Source organism: Hydrogenophaga sp. 2FB (assembly GCF_005503365.1).
Taxonomy (GTDB): Bacteria; Pseudomonadota; Gammaproteobacteria; order Burkholderiales; family Burkholderiaceae_C; genus Hydrogenophaga.
Genome location: NZ_SCML01000036.1, coordinates 32,797 through 48,998 on the forward strand (window position 1 = coordinate 32,797; position 16,202 = coordinate 48,998).

At 68.5% G+C, this 16,202-nt stretch carries 17 protein-coding genes and 1 pseudogene; 15 read left to right on the forward strand and 3 right to left on the reverse strand.

The window, feature by feature from the left end; genetic code table 11:
* Positions 1–37: 37 nt before the first annotated feature.
* Positions 38–784: an IclR family transcriptional regulator gene (locus tag FFS09_RS19960; RefSeq protein ID WP_137920655.1), complete on the reverse strand. Its 747-nt coding sequence runs from the start codon at positions 782–784 to the stop codon at positions 38–40.
* 87 nt (positions 785–871) lie between these two features.
* Between FFS09_RS19960 and FFS09_RS19965 the strand changes: the two genes are divergently transcribed.
* The 4 genes from FFS09_RS19965 to FFS09_RS19980 all read left to right on the forward strand — a co-directional run bounded on the left by FFS09_RS19965 (position 872) and on the right by FFS09_RS19980 (position 4,610).
* Complete coding sequence (locus FFS09_RS19965) at positions 872–1,795, forward strand: hydroxymethylglutaryl-CoA lyase (protein WP_137920656.1); 924 nt, start codon at positions 872–874, stop codon at positions 1,793–1,795.
* A 17-nt stretch (positions 1,796–1,812) separates the two neighbouring features.
* Positions 1,813–3,027 carry a CaiB/BaiF CoA transferase family protein gene (locus tag FFS09_RS19970; protein ID WP_137920657.1) on the forward strand — a complete coding sequence of 405 codons (1,215 nt, stop codon included), beginning with the start codon at positions 1,813–1,815 and terminating at the stop codon, positions 3,025–3,027.
* Between the two features lie 64 nt (positions 3,028–3,091).
* Entirely contained in the window at positions 3,092–4,021 is a 930-nt protein-coding gene (locus FFS09_RS19975; protein ID WP_137920658.1) for a LysR family transcriptional regulator, read from the forward strand.
* Positions 4,022–4,046: 25 nt separating this feature from the next.
* On the forward strand, positions 4,047–4,610 hold the full coding sequence (locus FFS09_RS19980) for an NADPH-dependent FMN reductase (RefSeq protein WP_137920659.1): 564 nt from the start codon (positions 4,047–4,049) through the stop codon (positions 4,608–4,610).
* A 2-nt stretch (positions 4,611–4,612) separates the two neighbouring features.
* On the opposite strand, the gene FFS09_RS19985 is transcribed toward FFS09_RS19980, so the two are convergent.
* Together FFS09_RS19985 and FFS09_RS19990 are read right to left on the reverse strand one after the other, a co-directional pair.
* The gene (locus FFS09_RS19985) at positions 4,613–5,080 is read right to left on the reverse strand and encodes an SRPBCC family protein (protein ID WP_137920660.1); all 468 of its coding nucleotides are present in this window, start codon (positions 5,078–5,080) and stop codon (positions 4,613–4,615) included.
* A gap of 80 nt (positions 5,081–5,160) precedes the next feature.
* Positions 5,161–5,841, reverse strand: a complete 681-nt coding sequence (locus FFS09_RS19990; protein ID WP_212745128.1) for a phosphatase PAP2 family protein — start codon at positions 5,839–5,841, stop codon at positions 5,161–5,163.
* A 258-nt stretch (positions 5,842–6,099) separates the two neighbouring features.
* Between FFS09_RS19990 and FFS09_RS19995 the strand changes: the two genes are divergently transcribed.
* From FFS09_RS19995 to FFS09_RS20045, 11 genes and pseudogenes are all read left to right on the forward strand, one after another.
* Complete coding sequence (locus tag FFS09_RS19995) at positions 6,100–6,339, forward strand: acyl carrier protein (RefSeq protein ID WP_137920661.1); 240 nt, start codon at positions 6,100–6,102, stop codon at positions 6,337–6,339.
* Between the two features lie 3 nt (positions 6,340–6,342).
* Positions 6,343–7,614, forward strand: a complete 1,272-nt coding sequence (locus tag FFS09_RS20000; RefSeq protein ID WP_137920662.1) for a beta-ketoacyl-[acyl-carrier-protein] synthase family protein — start codon at positions 6,343–6,345, stop codon at positions 7,612–7,614.
* 9 nt (positions 7,615–7,623) lie between these two features.
* Entirely contained in the window at positions 7,624–7,908 is a 285-nt protein-coding gene (locus FFS09_RS20005) for a phosphopantetheine-binding protein (protein WP_137920663.1), read from the forward strand.
* Positions 7,909–7,919: 11 nt separating this feature from the next.
* On the forward strand, positions 7,920–8,585 hold the full coding sequence (locus FFS09_RS20010; protein WP_137920664.1) for a COG4648 family protein: 666 nt from the start codon (positions 7,920–7,922) through the stop codon (positions 8,583–8,585).
* Positions 8,582–10,229 (forward strand): annotated as a pseudogene (locus FFS09_RS20015) (AMP-binding protein). Before FFS09_RS20010 ends, FFS09_RS20015 begins: the two are co-directional and overlap by 4 nt.
* On the forward strand, positions 10,226–11,131 hold the full coding sequence (locus tag FFS09_RS20020) for a lysophospholipid acyltransferase family protein (RefSeq protein WP_137920665.1): 906 nt from the start codon (positions 10,226–10,228) through the stop codon (positions 11,129–11,131). The pseudogene FFS09_RS20015 and the gene FFS09_RS20020 overlap by 4 nt, the downstream one beginning before the upstream one ends.
* Positions 11,128–11,697, forward strand: a complete 570-nt coding sequence (locus FFS09_RS20025; protein ID WP_137920666.1) for a LolA family protein — start codon at positions 11,128–11,130, stop codon at positions 11,695–11,697. Before FFS09_RS20020 ends, FFS09_RS20025 begins: the two co-directional genes overlap by 4 nt.
* Positions 11,694–14,033 (forward strand): MMPL family transporter, encoded by a 2,340-nt coding sequence (locus FFS09_RS20030; RefSeq protein WP_137920667.1) that lies wholly within the window; start codon positions 11,694–11,696, stop codon positions 14,031–14,033. The genes FFS09_RS20025 and FFS09_RS20030 overlap by 4 nt, the downstream gene beginning before the upstream one ends.
* The gene (locus FFS09_RS20035; protein ID WP_137920668.1) at positions 14,030–14,674 is read left to right on the forward strand and encodes an alpha/beta hydrolase; all 645 of its coding nucleotides are present in this window, start codon (positions 14,030–14,032) and stop codon (positions 14,672–14,674) included. Before FFS09_RS20030 ends, FFS09_RS20035 begins: the two co-directional genes overlap by 4 nt.
* A gap of 1 nt (position 14,675) precedes the next feature.
* Entirely contained in the window at positions 14,676–15,482 is an 807-nt protein-coding gene (locus FFS09_RS20040; RefSeq protein ID WP_137920669.1) for a polysaccharide deacetylase family protein, read from the forward strand.
* Complete coding sequence (locus FFS09_RS20045; protein WP_137920670.1) at positions 15,479–16,201, forward strand: class I SAM-dependent methyltransferase; 723 nt, start codon at positions 15,479–15,481, stop codon at positions 16,199–16,201. Before FFS09_RS20040 ends, FFS09_RS20045 begins: the two co-directional genes overlap by 4 nt.
* Position 16,202 lies beyond the last annotated feature (1 nt).

Here is a 16,202-nt window from a genome sequence, read left to right on the forward strand (position 1 = left end):
TTAACGTTGAAAATACAACATATATGTTATTTCAAGGTCACCCCACCCGCCCACTCAACTGCCGCGCCGCGGCCAGCACCTTCCCCACATGCCGCTCATCAAACCGGTGCGCGGGCATCGTGAGCGTCACCGAGGCGGCTATCGACCCGTCCGCATGAAACACGGGCGCCGAGATGCCGGCCACTTCCGCGAGGCGGTCGCCCACCGACGTCATGAACCCGTCGGCGCGGATGCGCGCGTGAACGCGCTTGTCGGCCGGCGAGGGCTTGCGGCTGTCGTCGCCCGCGCCGAAGGCCGAGAGCACGCGCCCGCCCGTGCCTTTGTGCAGCGGCAGCACATCGCCCGCGCGGATGTGGTCGCGCACCGGGTGGGGTGAGTCCACGCGGTAGAGGCACAGGCGCGTCTGGTTCGGTGCCTGGCCCTGGCGCACGTGGTAGGCCGCGCTTTCGCCGGTGGCTGCGACCAGTTGGCGCAGCACGGGCATGACGACGCGGTCCAGCGAGAACGTGGCCGCGTAGATGCCGTGCAGCCGGGCCACCTCGCCGCCCAGGGCATAACGCCCGTCGTCCAGCCGCTGCAACAAACGCGCGTGCTCCAGCGACGCGAGCAAACGCAGCGCGGTGCTCTTGTGGAGTTGCGTGCGCTCGGCCAGCTCGGCCAGCGTGAGCGCGGCGTCGTCCGCACGGAACGCGCCGAGCAGCGAGAGTGCGCGGTCCACCGCGGCGGTGCCGCCCGTGGCGGCGTTGGCGTCGGCAACAGAAGGGGTCTGGGCTTTGCGGGGCATGGGTTGACAGGCTGGGGTCGATCTGCGATTCTTTCAATAGAAAGAATATCGTTCTAACTAACGAAACGCAAGAAAAACCACTTTTCCATGCACAACGTCCCCGAAGTCCTCATCAGCGAAGTCGGCCCGCGCGACGGCCTGCAGTCCGTCAAGGCGACCATGCCCACGGCGGACAAACTGCGGTGGATCGATGCGCTCGTGGCGGCTGGCCTGCGCGAGATCGAGGTAGGCTCGTTCGTGCCGCCCAGGCTGCTGCCTCAGATGGCCGATGCGCCAGCGGTGGTGCAGCACGCGTTGCGACACGCCGGCCTCACGGTGATGGCGCTGGTGCCCAACCGGCGCGGGGCCGAGGCCGCATTGGCTGCGGGCGTGCACAAGATCACCCTGCCGGTGTCGGCCAGCGAGGCGCATTCGCTGGCCAACGTGCGCAAGACGCCGGCGCAGATGGTGGACGAACTGCGCGAGGTGCACGCGCTGCGGCGCGACGCCGTGCCCGGCGTGGCGATGGAAGTCGGTTTGTCCACCGCGTTCGGCTGCACGCTGCAGGGCCTGGTCGACGAGGACGATGTGATCCGCCTCGCCGTGGCCTGTGCGAACGTGGGCGTGGACGAGGTGGGCCTGTCCGACACCACCGGCATGGCCAACCCGGCACAGGTGCGCCGCCTGTTCACGCGGCTGCGCGCCGAGTTGGGCGCGAAAGCTGGAGCGGCCCACATGCACAACACACGCGGCCTGGGCCTGGCCAACTGCCTGGCGGCGTACGACGTGGGTGTGCGCACCTTCGACGCCTCGCTCGGTGGCCTGGGCGGTTGCCCTTACGCGCCGGGCGCCTCGGGCAACGTGGTCACCGAAGACCTGGTGTTCATGTTCGAGGCCATGGGCGTGCGCACCGGCATCGACATTCCCAAACTCATCGCCGCGCGCGAACCGCTCAAAGCAGGTCTGCCCGGCGAACCGGTGTACGGCATGACGCCCGAAGCCGGCCTGCCCAAAGGCTGGCACGCTGCCTGATCTTTCCTGTGTTCACCATGCAAGACACCACCGCCACCGCCCCCCGCCCACTGCCGTACGAAGGCATCCGCGTCGTCGAATTCACCCACATGGTCATGGGCCCCACCTGCGGCATGGTGCTGGCCGACCTGGGCGCGGAGGTCATCAAGGTCGAGCCGCCCGCGGGCGACAACACGCGCCGCCTGCTCGGTTCGGGCGCGGGCTTCTACCCCATGTTCAACCGCAACAAGAAAAGCCTGGTGCTCGATGTGCAGTCACCTGAAGGCACGGAAGCGGTGCTCAAGCTCATTGCCACGGCCGACGTGGTGAGCGAGAACTTCAAGCCCGCCACGATGAAGAAACTCGGGCTGGACTACGCGAGCCTGAAGAAGCTCAACCCGCGCCTGATCTACGTCAGCCACAAAGGTTTTCTGCCCGGCCCGTACGACCACCGAACCGCCCTGGACGAGGTGGTGCAGATGATGGGCGGCCTGGCCTACATGACCGGGCGCCCCGGCGACCCGCTGCGCGCGGGCTCGTCGGTGAACGACATCATGGGCGGCCTGTTCGGCGCGATCGGCGTCATGGCCGCGCTCAGCGCGCGCGAGAAAACCGGTGAAGGCTGCGAGGTACAGAGCTCGCTGTTCGAGAACAACGTGTTCCTCGTCGCGCAGCACATGATGCAGTTCGCCGTCACCGGCAAGGCCGCCGCGCCCATGCCGGACCGCATCTCGTCCTGGGGCATCTACGACGTGTTCCGCGTGAAGGACGACGAACAGATCTTCCTGGCGGTGGTGAGCGACACGCAATGGGCGATCTTCTGCGACGCCTTTGGCTACGAGGACCTCAAGGCCGATGCACGCCTGCAGGGCAACAACAACCGCGTGCGCAACCGCGACTGGCTCATCCCCTTGCTGCGCGAGCGCCTGGCGCTGCAGAGCGCCGCCGATCTGGGCGCGCTGTTCGAGCGCCACGGCCTGCCGTTCGCGCCCATCACCAAACCCCACGAGTTGCTGGACGACCCCCACTTGCTCGCCACGGGTGGCCTGGCGCCCATCACCTTGACCGACGGCGCCAGCGCCGGCCAGACCGCGAACACCGTGCTGCTGCCGCTGGCGATCGACGGCGAGCGCCTGGGCGTGCGTTGCAGTCCGCCCCGGCTGGGCGAGCACAGCGCCGATCTGTTGGCCGAACTGGGCTACACCGCACAAGACGCGGCCCGCCTGAGCGCCACGGTCGAAAAGGCCGCCTGAAAGTCATCAATTGAACACAAATTCGCGTTGATTATTCACACCACGTGGGGTAATCTGCCTCTCCGTGGACAAACTCAAACAACTGGAAACCTTCGTGGCAGTGGCCACGCGCGGCAGTCTCACCAACGCCGCCAAAGCCGAGGGCGTGGCCCCGGCCATCATCGGTCGCCGGCTCGACGCGCTCGAGGCCCGGCTGGGTGTCAAGCTCATGGTGCGCACCACGCGGCGCATCACCCTCACGCACGAGGGCAGCGCTTTTCTCGAAGACTGCCAGCGCCTGCTGGTCGACATCGCCAACTCGGAAGCCAGCGTGAGCGCGGGTGGCGTGAAAGCGAGTGGGCACTTACGCATCACCGCGCCGGCCGGTTTTGGCCGCCGCCACGTCGCGCCGCTGGTGCCGCGCTTTCGCGAACTGCATCCCGAGGTGACCGTGTCGCTCAACCTGAGCGACCGCGTGGTCGACGTGGCCGGTGAGGGCTACGACTGCGCCGTGCGCGTGGGCGACCTGCCCGACTCGTCGCTGGTGAGCGTGCGCCTGGCCGACAACCGCCGCCTGTGCGTGGCCACGCCGCGCTATCTGCAGTTGCATGGCCGGCCACAGACCCCCGCCGACCTTGCGCGTTTCGATTGCCTGGTGCTCTCCAGCGACGCGTCGCAAACGCGCGGCTGGGCGTTCGTGGTGCCGGCGGCAGCCGGCGGCGCCAGCGAGCCCGAGATCGTGCACATGCGCCCCAGCGGCCCGCTGGACTGCACCGACGGCCAGGTGTTGCGCGAGTGGTGCCTGGCCGGCTACGGCATTGCCTGGCGCAGCACCTGGGAGGTGGAGGCCGACATCGCGGCCGGGCGGCTGGAGAGCGTGCTCGACGACTTCGCCGCGCCGCCCAACGGCATCTTCGCGCTGTTCCCGCAGCGCAAACACCTGGCGCTGCGCGTGCGCTTGTGGATCGACTTCCTCAAGCACGAGTACGTGCGGCCGGATTTCTGGAAAACCTGAACCTCTTTTTGAAACGCGACCCACCATGACCAAGATCCTCGGCATCTCCGGCAGCCTGCGCGCGCAGTCCTACAACACCGCGCTGCTGCGCGCGGCCGTGTCCCTGGCGAGCGACGGCGCACAGATCGAGCCCGTCACCTTGCACGGCATTCCGCTCTACGACGGCGACGTGGAGCAGAGCGAAGGCACGCCGGCCGCGGTGCGCGCGCTGAAAGAAAAGATCCTCGCCAACGACGGGCTGCTGCTGGTCACGCCCGAATACAACAACGGCGTGCCCGGTGTGTTCAAGAACGCGATCGACTGGCTCTCGCGGCCCACGCCCGGCCTGCCCGACGTGTTCCGCGACCGCCCGGTGGCCGTCATCGGCGCATCGCCGGGCAACTTCGGCACCATCATGTCGCAGACCCACTGGCTGCAGGTGCTGCGCACGCTGGGCACGCGCCAGTGGCACGGCGGGCGCCTGATGGTGTCGCGCGCGGGCTCGGTGTTCGGCGCCGACGGTGCGCTGCAGGACGACAAGGTCAAGGCCCAGCTGGGCGAGTTCGTGCAGGGCTTCGCGGCCAGCATCGCGGCCGCAAAAACCGCCTGAACTCAGGCCCCGTCGGGAATGTCCGGCTCGACCAGGTGGGCCAGTTGCACCAGCGACTCCTGCCAGCCGAGGTAGCACATCTCGGCCGGGATCACGGCCGGAATGCCCTCCTGCACGACACTGAGTTCGGTGCCGCAGATCACGGCTTTCAATTGCACGTCCACCCGCATCTCGCCGGGCAGGTTGGGGTCGTCGAACTTGTCGGTGTAGCGCACGCGCTCACCCGGCACCAGCTCGAGGTACTCGCCGCCAAACGAATGCGCATGGCCGGTCGAGAAGTTCTTGAACGACATCTTGAAGGTGCCGCCAACCCTGGCCTCCAGGTGGTGCACCTGGCAGAGGAAACCATAGGGCGGCAGCCAGCGGGCGAGGGCGTCAGCATCCAGAAAAGCGCGGTACACCTTTTCCGGGGGCGCGCGCAGCACGCGGTGCAGTCGGACGGTGTTGGACGTGGTGGCAGTGGCGGACATGGCAAGACTCCTTTCGGTGGAACGATCATCGGACCGGATGGCCCGTTCATGGGTCATCCTCATTCCTACGACGCACGAGCCTAGGCGTTTTCGACCAGCGCCGGCCGAAAAACCGGCACCCGACGCAACGACAACCAACCGAACACGGCGCCGACCACCGCGCCGGCCAGCACATCCAGAAACACATGCTGACGTATCGCCATGGTGGACCAGACGATCACCACGCAATACACCACGCTCAGCACCTGCATCGCCGTGGGCGCGCGCACCTGCAGAAAGATGTAGCGCAGCCACATCAGCGAATACACCGCCGAGCCCACGTGCAAGGACGGGCAGGCGTTGCCCGAGGCGTCGATGCCTTTGAGGAACTGCAGTTCCGGGTGTTGCGCCCAGTCGATGTCCGGCACCGGCACCTGGGTCGGAAACACCCAGAACAGGGCCAGGCAAAAGAGGCACATCGCGGCCGTCCAGAGCCCGTAGCGGATCAGTTCGCGCAGGCTGGGCATCAATGCCGACGGCAACGACACGTAAAACCAGAGCGACACATAGGCCGGGAAGCCCAGCGCGGTGAACGGCACCCAGTCGTCGACCGCGAGCGTGGGCATGGGCAGCGGCTCGGTCAGGGGGTGGTGCAGGACCCAGAAGTAGCCCTTGAAGAACAGCACCATGAAGGCCGTGGTGCCGAGCGCCTTGATGTACCAGAGCGTGACGAACCGGGACAGAAGTTGGCCGTACCAGGTGCGGGCGGAAGGGGGGGTCATGCGGTTGGATGTAACGTCTGTCGGGGAAAACCCGACCGGCGGAAGCTACTGTACGACACGCGCGCCGCTGCCCTTGCCGCGCCAGGGGCCTTTGTATAATTCACCACCCTGCGAAAAGCGAGGCGGCGTGCGGCCTCCAAGGCCGCATGCAGCACAGAGAGCATTCGCTTCGGAGGAGTTCCCCCGTTTCATTTACTTGCGCAATCCATGGCTTGCGTGCAGGCCGCGCCATGCCAGTCTCACCCTTGGGCGTTTCTCATGAACTCTTCCGACATGATCCGCACGTTTCTCACCGACCGCCTGGGCGTGGAACCCGATCAGGTGCGACCTGAGTCGTTGTTGGCCGATCTCGGCGTGGATTCGTTGATGCTGGCCGAGCTGATGTTCGAGGCCGAAGACCGCATGGGGATCGACATTCCCTCCGACGTGACGCCTCCCAAAACCATCGCCGACATGCAGGCCGTGATCGACTCGCTGACGGCCCTGAAGACCACCTGAACCATGCACCGCGCCCACCGTGTCGCGATCACCGGCCTCGGGGTGATCAGCCCCTACGGCGGCGATGACACCCACTTCTTCGAACGCTTGCTGGCCGGCGAATCGGCCGTGCGCCATCTGCAGACCGACGATCCACCGCGCCCGCTGTCGATACCGGCCGGCATCTGTCCGGACTTTGATCCCGAAGCCATTCTCGGCAAGCCCCTGGCGCTGATGATGGAGCGCTTCGCCCAGCTCGGCACGGCCGCGGCTTTCCTGGCCTGGGAACAGGCGGGCCTGCCGCGCCTGGCCGCCGAGGGCGACACCTCGCGCGAGCACTGGGGCTGCATCTGGGGCACGGCACTGGGTGGTGTGGCGGCGCACGAGCGCGGCAGCCGCGAGATGTGGCTCAAGGGCCGCGAGCGCGTGTCGCCGCTGTCGGTGGTTCAAGGCATGAACAACGCGGTCAACGCGCACATCTCGATCCAGCTCGGCATGGGCGGCGTGAGCACCAGCCACACCGCCGCCTGTGCGTCGTCGGGCATCGCGATTGGCGAAGCGTTCCGGCGCGTGCGCAGCGGCGAGGCCGCGGTGATGATCACCGGCGGCTCCGACGTGTGCCAGTCCTACGGCGTGGTGCGCGCTTGGGAAGCCATGCGCGTCATGGCCCCGGGTGACGCGCAGACCGCGCCGTCGGCCTGCCGGCCGTTTTCCGCCGACCGCGCCGGCCTGGTGCTGGGCGAAGGCGGCGCGGCGCTGGTGCTCGAAGCCTGGGACCACGCGGTGGCGCGCGGCGCGCGCATCCACGGCGAACTCATCGGCTTCGGCACGAGTTGCGACCACACCCATCTCGTCCGCCCGCAACGCACGGGCCAGGTGCGCGCCCTGCGCGCGGCGCTGGCCGATGCGCAGCTCGGCCCCGACGACGTCCACTACGTCAACGCCCATGGCACCGCCACGGCCGAGGGTGATCCGGTGGAGATTGCCGCCCTGTGCGAGGTCTTTGGCGAGCACGCGCGGCAGCTGCCGGTGAGCGCCACCAAGTCCATGCACGGCCACCTGCTGGGGGCCAGCGGCGCGGTCGAAGCGGTGATCACCGCCCTGGCCCTGCGCGAGCAGGCCATTCCGCCCACCGCCCACTTGTCCGGGCGCATTGACCCGGCCTGCGAAGGCGTGGACCATGTCCTGCAAGGCCGCCGTGGCGTGCCGCTGCGGACGGCCTTGTCGAACTCCTTTGCCTTCGGTGGCAGCAACGCCGTGCTGGCGTTCCGCGCACCACCTGGTTTTTCTTCTTGAACGGATGCCATGACTTCTCCCGCTTCTCCCGCCGACATCGACGCCCTCGTTCCCGAGGTGATCGCGCTGATCATCGAAGCCCTCAACATGGAACTCGAAGCCAGCGAGGTCGACCCCGATGGCCCGCTGTACGGCGATGGCATGGGTCTGGACTCCATCGACATGCTCGAGATCTCGCTCGTGATCTCCAAGCGCTACGGCTTCCAGATGCGCTCGGACAACGAAGACAACGAAAAAATCTTCGCGTCGCCACGCGCCCTCACCGCCTACATCGCCAGCCAGCGCACGACCTGAGAAGGTCTGAGATGACGGAGTCCTCGGTGCTGCGCAACCTCGGCGTGCTGCTCCTGATGGTGGCATGGGTCGTCGCGGCGCACGTGGGCAGCAGTGGCTGGGGCAACGCCAGCTTCAACGCGGCGGTGGCGGTGCTGCCGATCGTGGCGGCGCTGGCCATGGCCTTGTGGCGCGTGCCGCAATGGATGTTGCGCGCGGGCGGTGTGCTGGCCTTGTGCGCGCTGCTGGCCTGGTTGTGGCCGCGCCTGCGCCACAACGTGCCGCTGATGTACTACCTGCAGCACCTGGGCATTCACATCGCGCTGGGGGTGTTCTTCGGCAAGTCGCTGTTCGGCCCGGGGGAAGCGGTCATTACCCGCATGGCGCGGCGCATCTTTCCGCCGCCACTGTCCGAGCGCAATGTGCGCTACACGCGCGGCGCCACGCTGGCCTGGACGTTGTTCTTCTTTGGCAATGCACTGGTCTCCACCGGGCTGTTCATCTGGGCCTCGCCCGAGGTCTGGTCGATACACGCCAACCTGCTGACCGGCCCGCTCGTGGGCCTGATGTTTCTCGCCGAATACCTGATGCGATTCTGGCTGTTGCCACCGGACGAGCGCCCGGGCATCTCGGCGGTCATCAAGGCCTATCGGCGCGAGTCGGCGCAGCGCAACGGCACGAAGGCGTCGAAGCCATGAGCACGTCCGCCCTGTTCAGCCACCACGCGCTGGACGACGTGTTCGCCTGGCGCGCGCAAGGCCCGGTCACCGTGCGCGCCTTCCTGAGCGACGCGCACGCGCTCGCGGCCGTGCTGCCCGCGGGCGACTGGCTGCTCAACATGTGCGAAGACCGCTACCACTTCGCGGTCGGTTTTGCCGCCGGTCTGCTGGCGGGCAAGGTCAGCCTGCAGCCCTCGTCGCAGTCGCCGGAGACCCTGCAACACCTGGCGCTCGACCACCCCGGCGTGGCCTGGCTCGGCGACCGCCCCGACACCGTGCCCGGCATGCCCGGCCTGGTGTTCCCCGACCTCGGTGCGCTGGAGCGCCCGGCCCAGGTCGAGATGCCGCAGGTGGACGGGCAGCGCCTGGTGGCGATCCTGTTCACCTCCGGCTCCACCGGCGCGCCGCAGCCGCACCGCAAGACCTGGGGCAAGGTGGTGCTCAACGGGCTGGCGGAATCCGAGGCACTGGGTCTGCTGAAGCAGCCGCAGGCCATCGTGGGCACGGTGCCGGCGCAACACAGCTACGGTTTCGAGTCCACCTTTCTCGTGGCGCTGCACGGTGGCTGCAGCTTCTTTGCCGGCAAACCGTTCTACCCGCAAGACATCGTCACCGCACTGCAAGCCGTGCCGCGCCCGCGCATGCTGGTGACCACGCCCTACCACCTCTCGGCGCTGCTGGCCTCGGAACTCCAGGTGCCGCCGGTGGACCTGATTCTCTCGGCCACCGCGCCGCTCAGCCCCGAGCTTGCGCGCCGCGCCGAAGCGCACTGCGGCGCGCCGGTGCATGAGATCTATGGCTCCACCGAATCGTCCGCCCTGGCCTGCCGCCGCACGCTCGACGGCGCGGCCTGGACCATCATGGGGCAGGCGCGGCTCGAACAGGAAGGCGACACCACCTACGCCAGCGGCGGCCATGTGGAAGGCCGCGTGCCGCTGGCCGACATCATCGAATGCCGGGACGACGGCCGCTTCGTGCTGCACGGCCGCCACGCCGACCTCGTCAACATCGCCGGCAAACGCACCTCGCTGGCCTACCTCAACCACCAGATCGGCGCCGTGCCCGGCGTGGTCGATGCCGCGTTCTTCCTGCCCGACGAGGCCGACGCCCACGACGGCGTGGTGCGCCTCACCGCCTTCGTGGTGGCCCCCACGCTGGACGCCCGCACGCTCATGGCCCAGTTGCGCCAGCGGCTGGACGCGGTGTTCCTGCCGCGCCCGCTGGTGCTGCTGGAAGCACTGCCGCGCAACGACACCGGCAAGCTGCCGCGCACCGCGCTGCAGGCGCTCTATGCCGACAAGGTGAAGCCGCATGGACACGGCTGAATTCACCTGGACCGTGCCGGCCGACCACCCGGCCTTTGCCGGCCACTTCCCGTCGCGCCCCATCGTGCCCGGCGTGGTGCTGCTCGACCAGGCCCTCCTGTTCGCGGTGCAGATGCGCGGTGTATCCCACGCCGCGGGCTGGCAGATCGCGCAGGCCAAGTTCTTCGTGCCGGTCGGGCCGTCGCAGGTATTGCGCTTCGCGCTCAAGACCACGCCGCGCGGCGCGATCGCTTTTGCCGTGACCTGTGAAGGCCGGGAGGTGGCTGCGGGCAACTTCGTGCCACCATCGGCCGCATGAGCAACCCGGCACCACCCGACTGGATGCGCCAGGAAGAACGCAGCCACCTCGGTGTGCTGCGCTTCATGGTCTGGGTCTCGCTGCGCCTGGGGCGCACGGTGGGCCGGGTGTTGCTGCGCTTCATCGCGCTGTACTACGTGGTGTTCTCGCCCAAGGCGCGCCGCACGGGGGCCGTCTACCTGGAACGCGCGCTCGGGCGCAAGCCCACCTGGCTCGACGCCTACCGCCACGTGATGAGTTTTTCCAGCACGGTGCACGACCGTGTCTATCTGCTCAACGACCGCTTCGACCTGTTCGACATCCAGTTCGTCGGTGACGAGCAGGTGCATGCCGCGCTCGAACGGCAACGCGGCGCCTTTCTGCTGGGCGCACACCTGGGCAGCTTCGAGGTGCTGCGCGCCATGGCGCACCAGCACGCCCACGCGCCGGTGGCGATGTTGATGTACGAGGAGAATGCGCGCAAGATCAACGCCATCCTGCACGCCATCAACCCGAAGGCGCACCAGGATGTGGTGCCGCTGGGCCGCCCCGACTCCATGCTCAAGGCGCGCGACCGGCTGGACGCCGGACACCTCGTGGGCTTGCTGGCCGACCGATCGCTTGCCAACGACAGCACGGCAGAATGCCTGTTCCTCGGTAAGCCCGCGCGTTTCCCGATCGGCCCCTGGCGCATGGCGGCGATGTTGCGCCGCCCGGTGTTCTTCATGGCCGGCCTGTACCTCGGCGGCAACCGCTACCGGCTGCACTTCGAGCTGCTGGCCGATTTCTCCACCGTCGAACGCGGCGAGCGCGACGCGGCGATCGCCCAGGCCATGCAGGTCTACGCCGACCGCCTTGGCGCGTACTGTCGCCAGGCGCCTTTCAACTGGTTCAACTTCTTCGACTTCTGGCAACGCACATGATCCGACGACTCCTCACGGGCCTCGTGCTCTGCGCTTTCACCGCCATGGCACACGCGGCGTTCGACGTTGACCAGCTCATGGCCGAGCTGGCGCGCAACCCCGGCGGCAACGCCAGGTTCGTGGAGAAGCGTTACCTCGCGCTGCTCGACAAGCCGGTGGTCGCCTCCGGCGAGATGAGCTACAGGGCGCCTGACTGGCTGGAGAAGCGCACCCTCAAGCCCCGGCCCGAAACCGTGGTGCTCAACAAGAACACGCTGAGCCTGGAGCGCGACCGCCGCACGATGACCATCCAGCTGAACCAGCGGCCCGAAGTGGCGGCGTTCGTGGACAGCATCCGCAGCACGCTCTCGGGCGACCGCGCCTCGCTGGAGCGCAACTACAAGCTCGCCTTGACCGGCAACGTCGACGCCTGGACGCTCACCCTGGTGCCCAGCGAGCCGAAGATCCTGGAACTGCTCAAGCGCATCACGGTGGGCGGCGCGCGCGAACAGGTGCTGACGATCGAATACCTGCAAGCCGATGGCGACCGCACCGAAATGATCATCACGCCGGTGAAGAACCCATGAGCCGCGGTTTCTGGCGCGCCCTGCTGATCTGGCTGGCGGCGATGGGCTGCGGCGTCGTGCTGCTCCTGAACACGCGCTTCTCGGCCGACATCTCTTTTTTCCTGCCCTCCAAACCCACGGCCGAGCAGCAGGTGATGGTCGACCAGCTGCGCGAAGGCGCGGTGTCGCGCCTGCTGATGGTGGCCATTTCGGGCGGCAGCGCCGAGCAACGCGCCGACGCGTCCCGCGCGCTGCGCGCGGCGCTGGCGAAAGACACGTCGCTGGAAACGGTGCAGAACGGCGAGGCCGAGGCCCTGGACACCGTGCGTGACTTCATGCTGAAGCACCGCTACCAGCTCAGCAGCGCGGTCACGCCCGAACGTTTCAGCGTGGAAGGCCTGCGCAACGCGGTCAACAACAGCGTGGACATGCTCAGCTCGTCGGCGGGGCTGTTGTTCAAACCCTATCTGGCGCGCGACCCCACGGGCGAGTTGATCGAACTCGTGTCCGGCCTCAACGCCGGCGTGCAACCCAACGAGCGCGAAGGCGTCTGGGCCTCGCGCGATGGCGAGCGCGCCATGCTGATCGTGCAGACCCACGCACTCGGCTCCGACACCGACGGCCAGGCCGCCGCCGTCGACCTGATCCGCGCGACCTTCGACAAGGTCGCCGCGCAGGACGGCATGAGCGGCCTGACGATGCAGATGTCCGGCCCCGGCCTGTTCGCGGTGCGCGCGCGCGCCACGATCCAGGAAGAAGTGGCGCGCCTGTCGCTCATGAGCACGGTGATCCTCGCGGTGATGCTCGGCTTCGTGTACCGCCGCGCGCGCCTGATGTTGCTCACGCTGGTGCCGGTGCTCAGCGGCACGCTCGCGGCCATCGTCACCGTGGGCCTGGTGCATGGCACGGTGTTCGGCATCACGGTGGGCTTTGGCGCGGCGCTCATTGGCGAGGCGGTGGACTACGCCATTTATTACTTCGTGCAGTCCGGGCGGCAGGGCGCGACGTCGTGGCGCGAGCAGTACTGGCCGACCATTCGCCTGGGCGTGCTCACCTCGGTGCTGGGTTTTGGCGCGCTGCTGTTCTCGGGCTTTCCGGGTCTGGCGCAGCTGGGCCTGTACGCCATCAGCGGCGTGCTCGCGGCCGCGCTGGTCACGCGTTACCTGCTGCCCGATCTCGCGGGCCCCGGCGTGCACCTGGACGACGGCGCGCGCCAGGGCCGTGTGCTGCGTCCGCTGGTGGCGCATGCCCACACCTTGCGCTGGCCCTTGCTCGCGATCGTGCTGGTCGCCGGCATCTACCTCGCGCAGCACCGCCACGAACTGTGGCAACCCGACCTCTCCGCGCTGTCCACCGTGACGCAGGAAGAAGGCGAACTCGACGCCCACCTGCGCGCCGACCTCGGCGCACCCGACGCGCGCTACATGGCCGTCATCACCGCGCCCGACCGCGAGAGCGCATTGCAAGCAGCCGAACGCGCCGGCACCCAGCTGCGCGGGCTGGTGGACCAAGGACTCATCGGCGGCTACGACACGCCCGCGCGCTTCCTGCCCAGCGAAGCCACGCAGGCCGCGCGGCGCGCCAGCCTGCCCACGCCCGACGAACTCGGGGAGCGCCTGCGCGTCGCACTGGTGGATGCGCCGCTGTCGGCCGACCGGCTGCAACCCTTCCTGGACGACGTGAAGGCCGCGCGCAATGCGCCCAACCTCACGCGCGCCGACCTGGACGGCACAGGCCTGGGCCTCGCGGTCGACGCCCTGCTGCTGCAACGCCCCACCGGCTGGAGCGTGCTGTTGCCGCTGCGCCCACCGGCCAGTTCCGAGGGCGCCGACATCCCCGTGGACGCCGTGCGCACTGCGCTGGCCGGCACCGGCGCCTTGTTCATCGACCTCAAGGGCGAGTTCGACACGCTGTACGGCGAGTACATCGACGAGGCCATCGTGCTCTCGCTCGCGGGCTTCCTCGCCATCGTCGTGGTGCTGGCCTTCGTGTTGCGCAGCCCGGCGCGGCTGCTCGGTGTGATGCTGCCGCTGGTGATGGCGGTGATGGTGGTCGTCGCGGGCCTGCACGCCGCCGGCGTTCGCCTGCACCTGTTGCACCTGGTGGGCCTGCTGCTCACCGTGGCCGTGGGTTCGAACTACACGCTGTTCTTCGACCGTCTCGCGCTCGGCGAAGCGCTGGACGACGAGACCTTGCTGTCGATCGGCGTGGCGAGTTTCACCACCGCGGTCGGCTTCGGCGTGCTGGCCTGGTCGTCGGTGCCGGTGCTGCACGCGATCGGCGTTACGGTGGGTCCGGGCGCGGTGCTCGCGCTGATCATGGCGGCGGCTTTTGCCGTGCGAAAGCGCGCCGCATGAACACCCCGCTGCGCACCGTCGGCACGCCAGGCGATGCAAAGCACCTGGTGGTGATGCTGCCGGGCATGGCCATGCGCGCCGAAGAAATGTTTGAAGCCGGGTTTGCCGATGCCGTGGCGCGCCGCGCGCTGCCCTTGGACCTGCTGGCCGTGGATGTGAGTGGCATCGGGCTGGAGTCGTCCGACACCTGGCATGCGTTGCAAGACGGCCTTCTGACGCCGGAGCGCGCGCGCCGCAAGAGCGTCTGGCTCGGCGGCATTTCGCTCGGCGGCCTGGTGGCCATGGCGCACGTGGCCGAGCGGCCCGACGTGGTCGACGGGCTGTGCCTGCTCGCGCCCTACCCGGGCAGCCGGCCCAGCGTCAACGTGATGGACCGCGCCGGTGGCCCCGACCGCTGGCAACCCAGCGAAGAAGACCTGCGCGACCCCGAGTTGCGTGTGTGGCGGTGGCTGCAACGCCCACCGCCCGAGTTGCCGGTGTTCATCGGGCACGGCCGTGAAGACCGGTTCGCCGACCGCATCCAGCGCGTGGCGGATCGTTTTCCTGCCGCCGCGCGCCACACCGTCGCGGGCGGCCACGACTGGTCGGCCTGGCTGCCCTTGTGGGAACATTTTCTGGACACCGGTTACTTCGTGGATTGACATGGTGAACACGCGCTGGAAACCCGCTCCCCTGCTGCACGCATCGGCCGTGGTGCACACCACGGCCGTGCTCGGCACGCTCGCGGTGCCCGCTGCATGGCCGTGGGCGGTGGGCGCGCTGGTGGCCAACCACGCACTGCTCGCAGGTGCGGGCCTGTGGCCGAGTTCGCACCTGCTCGGGCCCAACCTCACACGCCTGCCGCCCGACGCGGCACAGCGGCGCGAGATCGCGCTCACCATCGACGACGGCCCCGACCCAGAAGCGACCCCGCGCGTGCTCGACCTGCTCGACGCCGCAAACGTGAAAGCCAGTTTCTTCTGCATCGGCCGCATTGCCGAGCAGCACCCGGTCCTGTGCCGCGAGATCGTGCAACGCGGCCACCGCGTGGAGAACCACGGCTATGCCCACAGCAATGCGTTCTCGCTGTTCGGCCCGGGCGCGATGCGGCGCGACATCGCGCGCGCGCAGGCCACGCTGTCCGACATCACCGGCCAGGCCCCGCGTTTCTTCCGCGCCACCGCCGGCCTGCGCAACCCGTTTCTCGATCCGGTGCTGCACGGCCTGGGCCTGCAACTGGCCACCTGGACGCGCCGCGCCTACGACACCCGCACCGGCGACCCCGAGCGCGTGTACCAGCGCCTGGCCCAACACCTGGGCGCGGGCGACATCGTGTTGATGCACGACGGCCATGGCGCCCGCACCCCGGCCGGTGAGCCCGTGATCCTTGCCGTGCTGCCGCGCCTGCTGCAGACGATCGCCGAACGCCAACTCCATCCCGTCACGCTGACACCCACCCTGCCCACATGAGCCGTCCATTTGTCCGAACGCTGGTCGACGAAGCCAGCCAGACCTTCCGCCCGAGCGGCCCCTTCGCGTACCACTACGCGCGCGGCAAGCTCGGCTACGACACCATCTTTCACGAGATGTTGCGCCGGGGTCTGCTGCCCGAAGGCGGCCGTTACCTGGACCTCGGTTGCGGCCAGGGCAGCCTGTTCGCCTGGCTGCTCGCGGCGCGCCGCGTGTACGAACGGGGCCCATGGCCTGAAGGCTGGGCACCGCCACCGGTGCCGCAGCAACTGCGCGGCGTGGAACTGATGCAGAAAGATGTGGAGCGTGCCGCCCTCGCCTTCGGACCGCAGCACCCGGTGGTGCGCGTGGAACGGGGCGACATGAACGCGGTCGATTTCGGCCGACCCGACGCGATCGTGATCCTGGACGCGCTGCACTACTTCAGCCACGAGCAGCAGCGCGAGGTGCTCTCCCGCATCCGCCAGGCGCTGCCGCCCGGTGGCGTGTTCCTCACGCGCATCGGCGACGCCAGCGCGGGCCTCCCACACCGCATCTGCAACGGCGTGGACCGCCTCGTCACCTACTCGCGCGGCCACCGCCTGCCGCGCCTGTACTGCCGCAGTCTGCAGGACTGGGCGGCCGAACTGCAGCGCCTGGGTTTCGTCGTGGAAACCGAGCCCATGAGCGGTCGCAAGCCCTTTGCCAACGTGATGCTCGTCTGCCGGGTACCGCACTGAA

Excerpts from the sequence above, each read along its gene's own strand:
- FFS09_RS19960 (WP_137920655.1), bottom strand. The coding sequence starts at position 784 with ATGCCCCGCAAAGCCCAGACCCCTTCTGTTGCCGACGCCAACGCCGCC.
- FFS09_RS19965 (WP_137920656.1), top strand. The coding sequence starts at position 872 with ATGCACAACGTCCCCGAAGTCCTCATCAGCGAAGTCGGCCCGCGCGAC.
- FFS09_RS19970 (WP_137920657.1), top strand. The coding sequence starts at position 1,813 with ATGCAAGACACCACCGCCACCGCCCCCCGCCCACTGCCGTACGAAGGC.
- FFS09_RS19980 (WP_137920659.1), top strand. The coding sequence starts at position 4,047 with ATGACCAAGATCCTCGGCATCTCCGGCAGCCTGCGCGCGCAGTCCTAC.
- FFS09_RS19985 (WP_137920660.1), bottom strand. The coding sequence starts at position 5,080 with ATGTCCGCCACTGCCACCACGTCCAACACCGTCCGACTGCACCGCGTG.
- FFS09_RS19990 (WP_212745128.1), bottom strand. The coding sequence starts at position 5,841 with ATGACCCCCCCTTCCGCCCGCACCTGGTACGGCCAACTTCTGTCCCGG.
- FFS09_RS19995 (WP_137920661.1), top strand. The coding sequence starts at position 6,100 with ATGAACTCTTCCGACATGATCCGCACGTTTCTCACCGACCGCCTGGGC.
- FFS09_RS20000 (WP_137920662.1), top strand. The coding sequence starts at position 6,343 with ATGCACCGCGCCCACCGTGTCGCGATCACCGGCCTCGGGGTGATCAGC.
- FFS09_RS20005 (WP_137920663.1), top strand. The coding sequence starts at position 7,624 with ATGACTTCTCCCGCTTCTCCCGCCGACATCGACGCCCTCGTTCCCGAG.
- FFS09_RS20010 (WP_137920664.1), top strand. The coding sequence starts at position 7,920 with ATGACGGAGTCCTCGGTGCTGCGCAACCTCGGCGTGCTGCTCCTGATG.
- FFS09_RS20020 (WP_137920665.1), top strand. The coding sequence starts at position 10,226 with ATGAGCAACCCGGCACCACCCGACTGGATGCGCCAGGAAGAACGCAGC.
- FFS09_RS20025 (WP_137920666.1), top strand. The coding sequence starts at position 11,128 with ATGATCCGACGACTCCTCACGGGCCTCGTGCTCTGCGCTTTCACCGCC.
- FFS09_RS20030 (WP_137920667.1), top strand. The coding sequence starts at position 11,694 with ATGAGCCGCGGTTTCTGGCGCGCCCTGCTGATCTGGCTGGCGGCGATG.
- FFS09_RS20035 (WP_137920668.1), top strand. The coding sequence starts at position 14,030 with ATGAACACCCCGCTGCGCACCGTCGGCACGCCAGGCGATGCAAAGCAC.
- FFS09_RS20040 (WP_137920669.1), top strand. The coding sequence starts at position 14,676 with ATGGTGAACACGCGCTGGAAACCCGCTCCCCTGCTGCACGCATCGGCC.
- FFS09_RS20045 (WP_137920670.1), top strand. The coding sequence starts at position 15,479 with ATGAGCCGTCCATTTGTCCGAACGCTGGTCGACGAAGCCAGCCAGACC.